Raw genomic sequence first — 13,409 nt, forward strand, 5'->3', positions numbered from 1 at the left:
ATTTTTATAAACTAATCCGGAAGCACTGGGTTACCATAACGATATTGGTTGGCTATGAACCGGCTGACGGGGACTACCGACTCAAGCCGAATGTTTAACGAAAACAGCCAGCTCGTGCAGAGAGTTCCCGGAGGCGTCGGCGGCCGCGCCCAGATTTTCCAGCGGCGCCTGTACCCGATTCACCCAGAAAGTCGGATAACCGAAGGCTTTGGCCCCGGCCGCATCCCAGCCGCCGAACGCGGCGAAGGCGATTTGTGCGCGCGGCAGTTCGAAGACGTCCACCCCCATTTGATAGGCGCGCGGGTCCGGTTTGAAGGCGCGGACCCGGTCGGTGCTCAGGTGCGCTTCGAAAACCCCCTCCAGGCCGGCATGCTTGACGCAGGCGTCCAGCATCGCTGCCGTGAAATTGGATAAAAACGCCAGCCGCAGGCCGGCGGCCTTCATTTGCAGCAAGGCGTGTTTCGCATCCGGCCAAGGTTCCAACGTCAGAAAGCTTTGCAACAAGCGGTCGCGTTTTTCGCCACTTGGCTCCAGATGATGTTGGCGGACCGCAAAGTCCAAGGCTTCCGCGGTGACTTGCCAAAAATCGACGTAATTTCCCATCAAGGTACGCAGCCACGTGTATTCGAACTGGCGGGTGCGCCAGGTTTGCGCCAGGGCCTGACCTTGGCCGGGAAACAGGCTTTCGGCCAAGGCCGCGATCGGCCGCGGATCGAACACGGTAAAGCCGTCGAAGGCGACGGCTTTAATACCGGTCGCCGCTTCGGCCCGGACCGGGTTCGGCAACATCAGGCCGGCGGCAACGCTACCGGAAACGGTCAGAAATTCGCGGCGGTTCATCGGCATTGCAGTTCTCCAAAATCACAATTTAAAAGGCCCGTATATACCGGTTCGCCTTTATGCCATTGGTTAGGGCGACCGAAAAGCAACATCGCATAAGGCTGCGGCAGGCTCAGGCTTTATGCCGCAGAAGGTACCAACGGAATACCAGCGATAACCGGAGCCTTTTAAAAAAACGATTTCAGATATGTCCGTCAAGCAGCAAGCACCCGTCTAACCTAACACCGGTTCGGCACACAGTCATTGTCCCGAATGAATTTGACGTTTTTGTGATCAGCCGACCGCCGCCAAGCGGCCGATTGTCTGCAGAGCCCGCCCGCCCAAATTGCGGTATTTACCGCTGGCGGACGCGATCGGCGATAACGACCGGGCAACGGCCAAGCCCAGCCTGGGCCTAATCGGCCAAATCTCACGGAGTTATCACGCCGCCGCGAAACTTTCGTGAATGGCGCTAACACGGCGCTTGGCCGATAATCGGCGTTATTTTGAACCCAGCCACCGCCGATGCCGCCCACCAAACACCTGTTACTGGTTGAAGACGATCCCGACATCGCCGGGCTGCTGGCCGCCAATCTGCGCGAAGAAGGCTACGATGTGGACTTGGCGGCCGACGGCGACGCGGCGCTGACGGCAATCGCCGGCAAGCCTTACGACTTGTTGTTATTGGACGTGATGCTGCCCGGCGTCGACGGCCTGGAAATTTGCCGGCGGGTGCGGGCCGGGCCGGTGTATACCCCAATCATCATCGTCAGTTCCAAATCCAGCGACGTGCAGCGCGTGGTTGGCCTGGAAATGGGCGCCGACGACTACATCGTCAAGCCGTTCGCCTTGGCCGAGGTGGTCGCCCGAGTTCGCGCGCTGTTGCGCCGAGTCGAAGCCTTGAGCCGGCCGGCCACCGAGCAAACCGACACCGTCATTTTCGCTCATGGCTTGCGGATCGATGCGCAAAGCCGCACGGTGGTATTGGACGGCCAACCGCTGGCGCTGACCGCCCGCGAATTCGACTTGCTGCATTTTTTCGCTCGCCATCCCGGCCGGATGTTCACCCGGCTGGAACTGCTGAATCAGGTCTGGGGCTACAGCCACGACGGCTACGAACATACCGTCAATTCCCACATCAACCGGCTGCGCGCCAAAATCGAGACCGATCCGGCCAAACCGGCGCGAATCCTGACGGTATGGGGCGTCGGCTACAAATTCGCCGGTCCTGACGACGTCGGCGCATGACGCTCAGCTTCCAAAGCCGCATCGCTTTGCTGTTTGCCGCTCTGTTCGTCGCGGTGCAAGCCTTGACGGTGGCCTGCATTTACGTCGCGGTGCGGGACAATCTGCTACGCCAGCTTGATCAGGATTTGCGCTACGCCGAACAAGCTTTCCGCCAGTTGCTGGTCGAGCGCGCCGAACGGGTGGCCGGCGAGACCGGCTTGCTGGTCGCCGATTTCGGCTTTCGCAGTACCGTGACCGGCGGCGATCCGGCCACGATCGCCTCGGCACTGGAAAACCTGCTGCTGCGCGTCCGTGCCCGGCGCGGATTTTTCATCGATCCGCAATTCAACGTCGTCGCCGACAGCGCCGGCCAATGGCAGGGCCGGCCGTTTCCCTATCCGCAAGCCTTGGCGCGTGCCGACGGCAACAACCCGGCGGTGTGGTTCGGCGTCACGGACGGCCGCTTACAAGAATGGGCATTGGTGCCGGTGCTGGCGCCGCTGCCGGTAGGTTGGGTCGCGGTGGCGCAGGCGGTCGACGAGCCGCGCATCGCCCAGTTTCGGCAGAATTCGCTATTGCCGCTGCAAATCGGCTTGGCCGAACTGAATACCGACGGCGGCCGCTTGTTGGCCGGCTCCGCGCCGGACGCGGCCCTGGCTTTACTGAACAGCGGCGCCGACCGGACGCTGGCGGCCACGGTCGATACCGCTCAGGGCCGTTATCTCGGCCGCATCCTGCCCTTGCCGGCCGCCGATCCGGCGCAAGGCATCGTTGCCTTACTGCAAATCAAGTTCACCGACGCATTCGCCGGTTATCGCCGAATGCTGTTGCTGGCGGCCGGCGTGTTATTGCTCGGCCTGTTGGCGACGCTGGCCGGCAGCGTCGTGATCGCCCGCAATCTGTCGCGGCCGCTGCGGGCCTTGGCCGGGGCCGGCGACCGGGTAGTCAACGGCGATTTCGCCGCTTCCGCACTCACCGGCCGGAGCGACGAACTGGGCCGGCTGGCCGACACCTTCGTGCGCGCCGCGCAACTGGCCGGCCAATTGGGCGAATTGCGCCAGAAAGACCAGGAACGGCGCGAGCTGGTGGCGACCATGTCGCATGATTTGCGCACACCGCTGGCCGCGTTGCGCGGCTTTCTGGAAACGATGCAGCGCAAGGCCGATACCTTGCCGGCCAACGAGCAGCAGCATTTTCTGGACACTGCGTTGCGCCAGACCGAAAAAGTCAGCCGGCTGGCGCAGGAATTGTTCGAACTGGCCAAGCTGGAATGCGACGACGCCAGCCTGAATCCGGAGCCGTTCAATCTGGCCGAATTGCTGCAAGACGTCGCCCAAAAATACCGCTTGCAGGCCGAGCAGCGCGGCCTGACCTTACGGGCCGAATTGCGCCCGGCGCTACCGGTGGTGGTCGCCGACATCGGCCTGATTGAACGCCTGCTGACCAATCTGATCGACAACGCGCTGCGCCATACGCCAACCGGCGGTACGGTAAGGCTGGACGCCTGGCCGGCGGACGGCCGCGTCGCTGTCTCGGTTGCCGATACCGGTATCGGTATTTCCCCGGAATATTTGCCGACCTTGTGCGACTGGGACTCGCCGCTGGCCCGGCGCGCCCGCGCCGACGGCGGCGGCTTCGGTTTGATCGTGGTCGGCAAGATCGCCCAATTGCACGGCAGCCGCTTGGACGTGGACAGTACGCTCGGCGTCGGCAGCGAATTTCGCTTCGATTTGCCGCTGGCGGATATGGCACGTGACGTCAGCAGTAACCCATAAATCGGCAAAGCTTTACGTGATCTTGCTTTCCAAGGTTTTGTCACTCCGTCCCAAATGGGAAGCCGGTGTTTCATCGCGGCTGAAGCTGTCTTTGACCTTACTCGCTGTTGCCGGCTTGCCAATCTGCCAAGCCGACGACGGCCAATTTCCGGAATTGACCTGGCACGGCCTGCTGGACCTGCGCTACCAGCACAGCGACGCCGCGCCCGGCGAGCTGGAACACGGCCTGGGCAAGTTGCGGGCCGGCGGCGAGCGCGACCGCTGGCGGGTTAACGAAGCCGCCGCCACCTTGCAGGTGCGATTGGATTGGGACTGGATGGTCAACGCCACCGTCAAATACGCCGATCGCCAATCGGCGCCGCTGGATTTGACCGAAGCCTATCTGGCCTACCGGCCGGTCGGTGCCGCCGGCTGGCGTTTGGCCGGTCGGCTGGGCATGTTTTTTCCGCCGATTTCGCTGGAGAACACCGGCACTGCCTGGAGCAGCCCTTACACCTTGAGTTCTTCGACCATCAACGCCTGGGTCGGCCAGGAATTACGCGCCTTCGGCGGCGAACTGCGCCTGGATTACCAAACCGAGGCTGGCGACAGACTGGGCGTGTTCGGCGCCGGTCTGGCCAACAACGACACCGCCGGCCTGATGCTGGCCTGGCGCGGCTGGAGCCTGCACGACTTCGAATCGACCCTGACCGGCCGCCTGCGCCTGCCGGACGGCATCGGCATTCCGGCTTTGTTCCCGAAGCAGGCGAACGCCAGCCAAATCTTCGTCGAAGTGGACGGCCGGCCCGGCTTTTACGCCGGCATCGCCGCCGAACGGCCGCAGCGCTACACCTTGCGCGCACTGTATTACGACAACAAGGCCGACCCGGCCGCGCTGTCGGCCGGCCAATACGGCTGGCACACCCGTTTCTGGAGCCTGGGCGCCAAGGCCGAATTGCCATGGGAAATCACGCTGATCAGTCAAGGGATGCGCGGACGCACCAGCATGGGCGACTTGATCGACGACTTGCGCGCGGTCGATGTCGGCTTTTGGTCGGCAAGCTGGCTGCTGAGCCGGCCATTGGGCGACGGCCGCTTCAGCGTGCGCTACGAGCGCTTCGGCAGCGACGAACGCGACTACCTGCCGCAAGACCGCAACGGCGAACGCGGCCAGGCCTGGACCGTCAATTACAACCTGACCTTCGCTCAGCGCCATCAATTCAACCTCGAATTCAGCCGTATTTTCAGCGCGCGGCCGGCCCGGTTGGAACGCGGCGAAGCGGCATATCAGGAGGAGACGCTGTGGCAAGTCGGCTACCGGCTGTTTTTTTAACGGCGTGGGCCACGGTCGCGCCGGCCGCGGAATTGACGGGCGCAGCCGAAGCCGGCGGCCTGCCGCTAGCCAATCTGGTGGTGGCGGCGCAAGCGCTGGACGAAGCCGGCCGGGTCAAGGCCGCGCCGCCGCCGGCAGCAATGGCACTGGACCAGAAAAGCCGCGAATTCATCCCCCACGTGTTGGCGGTGCGTAGCGGCACGCCGGTGTATTTTCCGAACAGCGATGCCATCAAGCACCACGTCTATTCGTTTTCGCCAGCCAAGCGCTTCGAGATCAAACTCTATAGCGGTGTGCCGCGCGAGCCGGTGATATTCGGTCAACCCGGCATCGTCGCGCTGGGCTGCAACATCCACGATTGGATGCTGGGTTACGTTTACGTCAGCGACGCCGATTATCTGGCGGTTGCCGATGCCGACGGCCACTGGCGTTTAGACCTGCCGAACGGTCGTTACCGATTGACTTTCTGGCACCCGGACGCCGCCGAGCAGCCGGCCAATCAGGTCGTGACCGTCCCGGCCGGAGAATTGTCTGTCAGCTTGGAACTGAAAGCCCGCTTCCAGACCGGCAAGCCGCCGGCCAGTTTGCAAGATCAAGGTTATGGCGATGGGTTTTGAAGCGGCGCGCAAATGCCGATTTGCACGCCAAATCCAGCCCGCATGGCTGACGACGGAAAACGAGGGGAATTGAATTTTCCGACCGCCAACGCCACTGCAGGCCTAGCTTGTTGTAGTGCGATCCGCTAGCCTCAAGCCGGCAAAGCCGAAACCGGCGAACGGCGGCGTAGCCAACCCAGCAACGGTAAGGCGCTGCCGAACAACCAGGCCGCTGCCGGTACCGGCACTTGCGACACCGCGCTGATTTGCAGCAGCGGCGTGTTGGCGCCGGGCAGGTCGGTAAAGTTGTAACCGGCCGGTGTTCCTAAGCCGGCGTAAACCGCGAAGTCGTGGTTGGCTTGAATCGTGCCGTTTTGCGCCGGGCTGTCCAAGGCATTGGAACCGACCAGGAAGGCCGCGCCGTTGGTGCCGTCAAGTTCGGTGCCGGCATCCCAAATGCTGCTGCCGTTCTCGACGAAAGTGCCGCCGGTGAAATGGCCTTGGGCGTCGAACAATTCGATTTCGGTCGGCGAGTCGTTGCCGACGAAACGGTCGTTGGACGGCACTACCATCGAAAAATAGCTCAGGTAGCGGTTCTTTACCGGGTCCAGATTCAAGGTAACGCTGCCGCTGGCGCCGGGCAAGAAAATGCCGGGGCCGAAGGCGTTGACCGACGCGGTCAGCGTAGCGCTGGTGCCGCCGGCCGCTGCCGCGCCGCTGGCCGCGAACGCCGACGACAAGCCGCCGCCGTTGCCCAATTCGGCGATCGCTTCGATGGCCGAAGAAGCGCTGGTGCCGACATCGAAGGCGTCGAACGAGCCGTCGTGCAAGGCAATGAAGAACGGACTCAAGGCCGGTCCGTTGGCGCCCGACAAATTGCTGAAACTCAAGGTGACTTGCGCCGCCTGGGCCGAACTCAACGGCGCCGCGCCGGCCGCCAACAACAGCGCCGACAGCGCGAAAGCATGGTTTTTTTGCATCGTGATTCTCCTTAATGTGAATGCCAAATGGCGCGGCCATTGTGCAAACGGAAACATCACGAAATCCTCACCGGGCGGTCATATCGGCGTGAGATGTAGAACTGGTAATCGGGTCCGACTCAGAATGTAACCCTGGATCATGTCGGTTCGACCGACAGTAGACTGATCCGCCTTCGGACTGAAGGCCCGGTAGATACCAGGTACAAACCATTCTCTGGCGAGCTAGGCTAGACCGAGATGTCGGTGAGGGATAACGTCGTTTTGTCCCTGAAAAGTACGATCGCTGGTATTGATCTAAAATTACAAAATCCAAATTATCCAAAGCATTAACCAAATCGCGAAAGTGTGAGCGCTTGCGAATCTCAATCTTCCCCTCGTTAATCTGGACGTGTTCAAATGCCGCAAAACGACTTTGGAATAAGGTTAAACAACAACAATTGAGAAAAATTATCTATATATCAACTATTTAAATAGACACCTTTGTTCCGACTGCCCTACAGGACTATGAAGTTTGCCGAGCGATAACTTCAATCCGATTAACCATCAGCTAGTGAAATTATGGCATCCCGAAAATTTAGCTTGCGCGCCTTACTTTGGTATTTTCTATCCTCGGTCGTCTTACTTACCTGCATTTCAGCGGGGGAAGTGCTGTTTTTAATCTCCAAAGTCAAGCAGCACAGCGATTATGAGCATAACGTAACCGACGTTCTCGTGGACGACTTGGCGGCGACAAAACATCAGGTGGTTCAGATTCAACAATATCTGACCGATTCATCGGCGACGGCACTCGATGATGGCGTCCAAGACGGCACCGAAAGTTACCATAACGCGCTTGCATTCCTGGAGCAAATGGACCACCTCGATGCCAGCCTTCACACTGAAATATCTAACTTAGTCGACGAAGTCAAAAGCTTGTATGACACCGGTATAAGAATGGTCGCGGCTTACAAAATCAGCCGTGACGAGGGCAATATACTGATGAAAGCAACGGATGGATTCGATGCGAAAGCTGATACAACCCAGGTGCAAATCAATAATTTGGTGAAAGCCGTCAACGCTCGGCAAAAAAAAGCGCTTAACGAACTGGACCAAAGCATCAACGGGGTGATTTTTTTTACATTGGTGTTGACGGCTATCGTTATCCTGCTGATCGTGGGAATTGGATCTTTTGTTTATCGGCGCATACTGAGCGACATTGGCGCAGAACCGGCCGTAGGAGCCGGATTGGCGATGCAGATGCAACAGGGCGATCTGTCGATAAGCTTACCGGTTAAATCCAACGACAAATCCAGCATTCTGGCGTGCATGGAGTCCATGCGTAAGCGCTGGATCGATGTCGTTAGTGTGCTTAAAGGGCAATCTGTGATCATGGCCAAGGCGGCAAACAACCTCAACCTTAACGCACATTCCTTGGCCAGTAATAGTCAGGAACAATCCAACTTAGCGAGCGATATCGCGGACAATGTGCGCCAACTTTCGCTAAATATTAGCTCTCTTGCGGACGAGGCCACTCGGGCCACAGAAATCGTTGCTAGCTCGGGCCGAGTTGCGGATGACAGTAGTATCGTCATAAAGGAAATGGTGAATGGAGTCGTGCAAGGCGCACAGTCGGCAAGCTTGGCAGCCGAAAAGGCGCGAGAGTTAAATAGCAGGATCAAGGAAATTACCGGGATTGCCACCTTAATTAGCGACGTCGCCGGCCAAACGAATCTTTTAGCCTTGAATGCTGCTATCGAAGCCGCCAGAGCAGGACAAGCGGGGCGAGGTTTTGCGGTTGTCGCGGACGAAGTTCGGAAACTCGCTGAGCGTACGACGCAGGCCACAACCCTGATAGGCACGCATGTCGATGAAGTTCTGAGGGCATCCCATGCCATTGCCGAAGCCATCACCGACAATCAAAATCAAGTGGAAAACTCCAGGTCTTTGGCGGTAGAAACCCTGAGTTCTATAGATCGGATTCGCCTGGCCGCGGCTGATGCTATCGACAGAGTCACCAAAATGACACATTCGCTGGGTGAGCAGCGCACCAATGCTCACGATATTTCGAGCCGGACCAACAAAATAACGTCGATGGCCGAAGCGAACGCCCAGGCCGCAGATGTGTTGGCCCAGGCCAGCGACGATTTGAGCGTTGTATCCTCAGCCTTTCAACACGACGTCAGTTATTTCAAGTTGTCCGGAAGCGGAAAAAATGCGGAAGATGAAACCGATATAGTGATGTTTTGACTACAGAAATATGATTGCAAGAGCTGCCCCCGCTGTCCGCGCACCAAGTTGCGACATATCGTAGATCTACGATATGCCGTCTCAATTTGATATTGGTATAAGTCCCTTCCCCTTCAAAGATAAATTTAACTGTTTTAATTCATAGAGTTACCACCCCCAATAAGTTGGCATCGCAATTGCCGGGAATGTTCGCGAGCTCAGCGAAAACGGCTCAACCAATAACTGCAACGGCGGCCGGCGGTGAATAAAACATTCCATCGGATTGACCTCCATCACGGGCCGCAGTTAAGCGATCAATTAACCAAGTTATGGAGCGTTGCAAATGCCAATCACCTTATTGAAAGAACTCAACCAAGCTAAATTTCTCGGCGAATTCGGCTATTCGGCGCCAGGGATTTGCTATTACATCTGCGAATATGTCGAAGAGAAAATCTGGGCCAAACCGGGTGTAAGTTCTCTTAAAGATGCGGTCGAAGCCGCAGAAAATGTCACGCCCGCCACAATTATTAAGGCGAGTAAAGCTAAAAGTCTTGCTCAAAAGCGAGGCAAGCAGCACGGCACTCCGCAGTCATTTTACCCGTCGCTGAACACACCATTGAAGACCAATTCGCTTTACCGGATCGGCCTATGGTTCGACAAAGCGACTAACGCTGCTCCACCCGACGCGACCAAGAACAATCACGAAGCGATTGTTATTACCGGCACCGGCTCTGATATTGTGTTTCTGGAACCAAACTTTGGCTTCTACCAGGGACAAGGAAACGTGACGTTTCCAACCAACAAAGACGTGTTGGAAGGCGAGATCAAAAACCTTTATACAGCGGATAATTACTTCGCCACAAATTTCACTTATTCTCTCGTCAGGAGCCTGTAACAGCTCAAACCGAGAACATGGACAGGGAAAGACCGGGGTCAGGTGTAGCATTCGAGCAACTTCTGCAGCAGCCGTAGGGTGGGCACAAAACCGTGCCCACCGAGCTTACGCGCTCCGAAGCACAAGTTTTTCAAGCGTCCGCAGTAAATAGTCCGGTATCAACTATATTAAAACCACCTTTAAAATTAACCCGGACCAATCGACCATGACCAAAAGAATTCTGTATTTTTTAACGCCTAGCGAAAACATCAGCCCATTCGATGTCACCATTGCTGCTGATGCCGGCTTCGATATGGTGGTGCCGTTTACCAAAGTCGAACCTAAGCAAGTATCGGCAATGGTTCAAGACGCAATTTTTTGTCGCCCACCCAACCGCTTTAACGACACCGGCATATTCATCGGCGGACGCGATGTGCATATGGCGACCGACATGTTTCAGAATGCCAAAAATGCCATGGTCGGACCTTTCAAGGTTGGCGTATTCGCCGATCCGAATGGCGCGTATACCACGTCCGCAAGTATTGTCGCTTTGATCGAACAGGTTCTGAACGACAAAACCGGCCAAGGCTTGTCGGGAAAGAAAGTGGCCGTATTCGGTACGGGGCCGGTTGGTCTTTGCACAGCTATTTTGGCTACGCAACAGGGCGCAAAGGTAAAACTGTGCCAACTGGTTGCCGACGACGACGAAAGATCGGCGCAACGCTTTTGCGAACGCTACAACGCTGAAGTCGAGTGGGTATCCGCACAGACTAACGACGAAAAAGACATCGTGGTCCGGGAAGCCGAAATCATTGTTAGTGCAGTAAGAGCCGGGGTGCGCATTTTGGAGAACTCCTTGGCGCATGCCAAGAACCTGATCCTGGCAGCGGATACCAATGCGGTGCCACCTAGCGGAGTGGCCGGCATAGGGCTTAACGACCTTGGTGTCGTTGCGGAGGTATCCGGCACCCGTTTTTTGAGCATAGGCCCGATGGCTATCGGTAATTTGAAATATAAAACCCAGTTTGGCTTGTATGAGCAAATCCAGAAAAACAGTACCGCGGCCTTAATCGATTTCCCAGAAGCGTATGAATTTGCGTTATCGGTATTAAAACAGCAAGCGGCCAAGCCGGAAAAATCGATTTAAATCGTCAGTTAAATTATTTGGCGGCTTACCCTGACCGGCAGAGGTTCGCCGTTCGCGAAAGACCGGGGTCAGCTCTAGCATTAGCAACTTATGCAACGCAATAAAGCCCGCACCCCACATAGGTTGCGCCGAGCCAGCGGCGAGGCGCAACGGTCGCGAACGATGTGCCTGACGGAGTCATCCTATCGCACAGGAAAATAACCCGAGAACGCAGATCGTCCATCACTGCGACCAAAACACCTGAACCCACTGTTCGTAAAGGGCGAAATGATTGTCCGCGGACAACAAAATCAAATTTTCCTGGCAAGCACTTGCCAACAGCAACCGATCAAACGGATCGCGATGCTGCTTGCATAGCGGAATTTTGTGATCGCCAAAAAATGAGCGTTTTGGATGGACAAGAACCGAAAACCGGCGCATAACGATTGCAGATAAATCGCGTCTAACTCGGTGGTAAAGTCGGCAATTTGCCGATTTTTTGTTTAATCGCAATCTCGAACAAACTGATTTGACTGAAACCAATAAGCGCCTAGCAAAAAGTTAGCGTGTATTTTGAGCCAAATCCACGGCCAATTTCATCAATGGCCAGCGCAGTTGTTACAGACGGTGGCGCCTCCAAAGCCGCACTTAACCGCCTCACAACCACCTCGCCTCCCGTTTCAAACGCTCGGCAATCAAATCGACGAAACTTCTAACCTTGGCCGAGGCGTAGCGGCCTTCGCGGTGCAGGACGTGGATCGGGATCGGCGGCGGTTCGTGGCGGTTTAACACGGTTTGCAACTGGCCGCTGGCCAGGTAGGGGGCGATTTGGTAGGACAGGAGGCGGGTCAGGCCCAGGCCTTGCACGGCGGCTTCGATCGCGGCGTCTATCGTGGATGTGACTAATCGGGGTTGGATGCGTACGCTGTGCGCGTCGGCGCCGCTGCCGAAGCGCCAGTCCGGGCCGGCGCCGAGGCCGCCGGCGGCGATCAGGGTGTGTTTGGCCAGTTCGCTGGGGTCGTTCGGCGCGCCGTGGCGTTGCAGATAATCCGGTGCCGCGCATACCACCGGCCGCACTTGGCCGACACGCACCGCCCGCAAGCTGGAGTCCGGCAATTCGCCGATGCGGATGCCTACGTCCATGCCTTCTTCCAATAGATTTACCACCCGGTCGACGAATAAGGCCGTGACCTGCATGGCCGGATAGCGTTGCAGGTAGTCAACGATGCCGGGCATCACGTACAGCTTGCCGAACTGCGCCGGCGCGGTGACGGCCAACTGGCCGGCCGGCTCGGCGTTGATGCCGGCGGCGGCTTCGTCGGCTGCGTCCACGTCGGCCAGTATCCGCTTGGCATCTTCCAGATAGCGCTGGCCGGCGTCGGTAACCCGCACCAGCCGGGTGGTGCGTTGCAACAGTTTGACCTTCAAGCGTTCTTCCAATGCGGTAATTGCCCGCGTCACCGCCGGCGGCGACATCGCCAGCCGCCGCGCGGCGCCGGCGAAGCTTTGCGCTTCGGCGACCGTGACGAACACCGTCATTGCTTGCAGTTTGTCCATATTTTGCCTCCTGGAGTGCGTTGAGCTATCGCCGCTTTAACGGTCGCCACGCGCCAGTTTTATTCCGAACCTCGGAATAGTCAATTGTAATTTATCCATATTCTGTTTATCAGGAGCAATCAATACACTGTTCTCACGGTTGGCAAAAGCCGGCCGCAATACCGATCCATCAATCCGAACATTACCGAGGTTTTTATGAAAATTTACGAATTCCGCGCTTTCCCGAATCCGCTGCGCGCTCGGATGGCCGCCGCCGAAAAAGGTTTGACTGACCGCATCGAGTTTGTGCAGGTGAATGAGCCGAACGGCGAACACAAGCTACCGGAGTTTTTACAACTCAATCCGGTCGGCAAAGTACCGGTGCTGGTGCTGGACGACGACACCGCGATTGCCGAGTGTACCGCGATTACCGAGTATCTGGACCATAGCGCCGGCACGCCGGTTTTGACCGGCGAAACCCCCAAACAGCGTGCACAAATCCACATGTTGCAACGCCGCGCCGAGGCCTTGGTGCTGGATGCGATCAGCGATTACTTTCACCACGCCACCGCCGGTCTGGGCAAATTGGAGCCGATTCAGATCAAGGAATGGGGCGAGTACCAACGCCAGGTGGCGATCAAGGGCATGCATTATTTCGACGGCTTACTGCGCGGCCAACACTACCTGTTGGGCGAGCATTTGACGATGCCGGACATCACGCTGTTTGCCGGGCTGAAGTTGATCGACTTTATGCAAATTGGCGTTCCGGATACCTGCAAACATCTGCTCGGTTGGCGGGAGCGGGTCGGGCAACGGCCGAGCGCGGCGGCTTGATGGGGTTTAGTCATGCCAACTGAGTAGGCCGAAAACCAGCGCCGCGGACGGCTCGAGACCTGCCGTCCGTGACCTTGGATTCCCGCTTTCGCGGGAATGACGGGTACAGAACAATTTTCACCATT

Annotated in this window: 11 protein-coding genes; 8 read left to right on the plus strand and 3 right to left on the minus strand. The window is 57.6% G+C overall.

What is annotated here, in order from left to right:
• Positions 1-81 precede the first annotated feature (81 nt).
• Positions 82-846 carry a haloacid dehalogenase type II gene (locus ACH518_RS19780; RefSeq protein WP_445371336.1) on the minus strand — a complete coding sequence of 255 codons (765 nt, stop codon included), beginning with the start codon at positions 844-846 and terminating at the stop codon, positions 82-84.
• A 498-nt stretch (positions 847-1,344) separates the two neighbouring features.
• Here ACH518_RS19780 and ACH518_RS19785 point away from each other — a divergent pair, with 498 nt between their 5' ends.
• Genes ACH518_RS19785 through ACH518_RS19800 form a run of 4 tightly spaced genes read left to right on the plus strand, consistent with a single transcriptional unit; the run spans position 1,345 to position 5,750 of the window.
• The gene (locus tag ACH518_RS19785; protein ID WP_445371337.1) at positions 1,345-2,067 is read left to right on the plus strand and encodes a response regulator transcription factor; all 723 of its coding nucleotides are present in this window, start codon (positions 1,345-1,347) and stop codon (positions 2,065-2,067) included.
• On the plus strand, positions 2,064-3,821 hold the full coding sequence (locus ACH518_RS19790) for a sensor histidine kinase (RefSeq protein WP_445371338.1): 1,758 nt from the start codon (positions 2,064-2,066) through the stop codon (positions 3,819-3,821). The genes ACH518_RS19785 and ACH518_RS19790 overlap by 4 nt, the downstream gene beginning before the upstream one ends.
• The gene (locus ACH518_RS19795) at positions 3,799-5,133 is read left to right on the plus strand and encodes a hypothetical protein (protein WP_445371339.1); all 1,335 of its coding nucleotides are present in this window, start codon (positions 3,799-3,801) and stop codon (positions 5,131-5,133) included. Before ACH518_RS19790 ends, ACH518_RS19795 begins: the two co-directional genes overlap by 23 nt.
• Positions 5,103-5,750, plus strand: a complete 648-nt coding sequence (locus tag ACH518_RS19800) for a methylamine utilization protein (RefSeq protein WP_445371340.1) — start codon at positions 5,103-5,105, stop codon at positions 5,748-5,750. Before ACH518_RS19795 ends, ACH518_RS19800 begins: the two co-directional genes overlap by 31 nt.
• Positions 5,751-5,881: 131 nt before the next feature.
• Here the strand turns inward: ACH518_RS19800 and ACH518_RS19805 are convergent, their stop codons facing one another.
• Positions 5,882-6,709: a spondin domain-containing protein gene (locus tag ACH518_RS19805; RefSeq protein WP_445371341.1), complete on the minus strand. Its 828-nt coding sequence runs from the start codon at positions 6,707-6,709 to the stop codon at positions 5,882-5,884.
• Between the two features lie 558 nt (positions 6,710-7,267).
• Here ACH518_RS19805 and ACH518_RS19810 point away from each other — a divergent pair.
• From ACH518_RS19810 to ACH518_RS19820, 3 genes are all read left to right on the plus strand, one after another.
• Entirely contained in the window at positions 7,268-8,935 is a 1,668-nt protein-coding gene (locus tag ACH518_RS19810) for a methyl-accepting chemotaxis protein (RefSeq protein ID WP_445371342.1), read from the plus strand.
• A 322-nt stretch (positions 8,936-9,257) separates the two neighbouring features.
• The gene (locus tag ACH518_RS19815) at positions 9,258-9,809 is read left to right on the plus strand and encodes a hypothetical protein (RefSeq protein WP_445371343.1); all 552 of its coding nucleotides are present in this window, start codon (positions 9,258-9,260) and stop codon (positions 9,807-9,809) included.
• 205 nt (positions 9,810-10,014) lie between these two features.
• Entirely contained in the window at positions 10,015-10,935 is a 921-nt protein-coding gene (locus tag ACH518_RS19820; RefSeq protein ID WP_445371344.1) for an NAD(P)-dependent methylenetetrahydromethanopterin dehydrogenase, read from the plus strand.
• A 636-nt stretch (positions 10,936-11,571) separates the two neighbouring features.
• On the opposite strand, the gene ACH518_RS19825 is transcribed toward ACH518_RS19820, so the two are convergent.
• Positions 11,572-12,471, minus strand: coding sequence for a LysR family transcriptional regulator (locus tag ACH518_RS19825; RefSeq protein ID WP_445371345.1), 900 nt, complete (start codon positions 12,469-12,471; stop codon positions 11,572-11,574).
• Positions 12,472-12,666: 195 nt separating this feature from the next.
• Here ACH518_RS19825 and ACH518_RS19830 point away from each other — a divergent pair, with 195 nt between their 5' ends.
• On the plus strand, positions 12,667-13,284 hold the full coding sequence (locus ACH518_RS19830; protein ID WP_445371346.1) for a glutathione S-transferase family protein: 618 nt from the start codon (positions 12,667-12,669) through the stop codon (positions 13,282-13,284).
• The last annotated feature ends 125 nt before the right edge of the window (positions 13,285-13,409 follow it).

This window comes from Methylomonas sp. HW2-6, assembly GCF_052474525.1.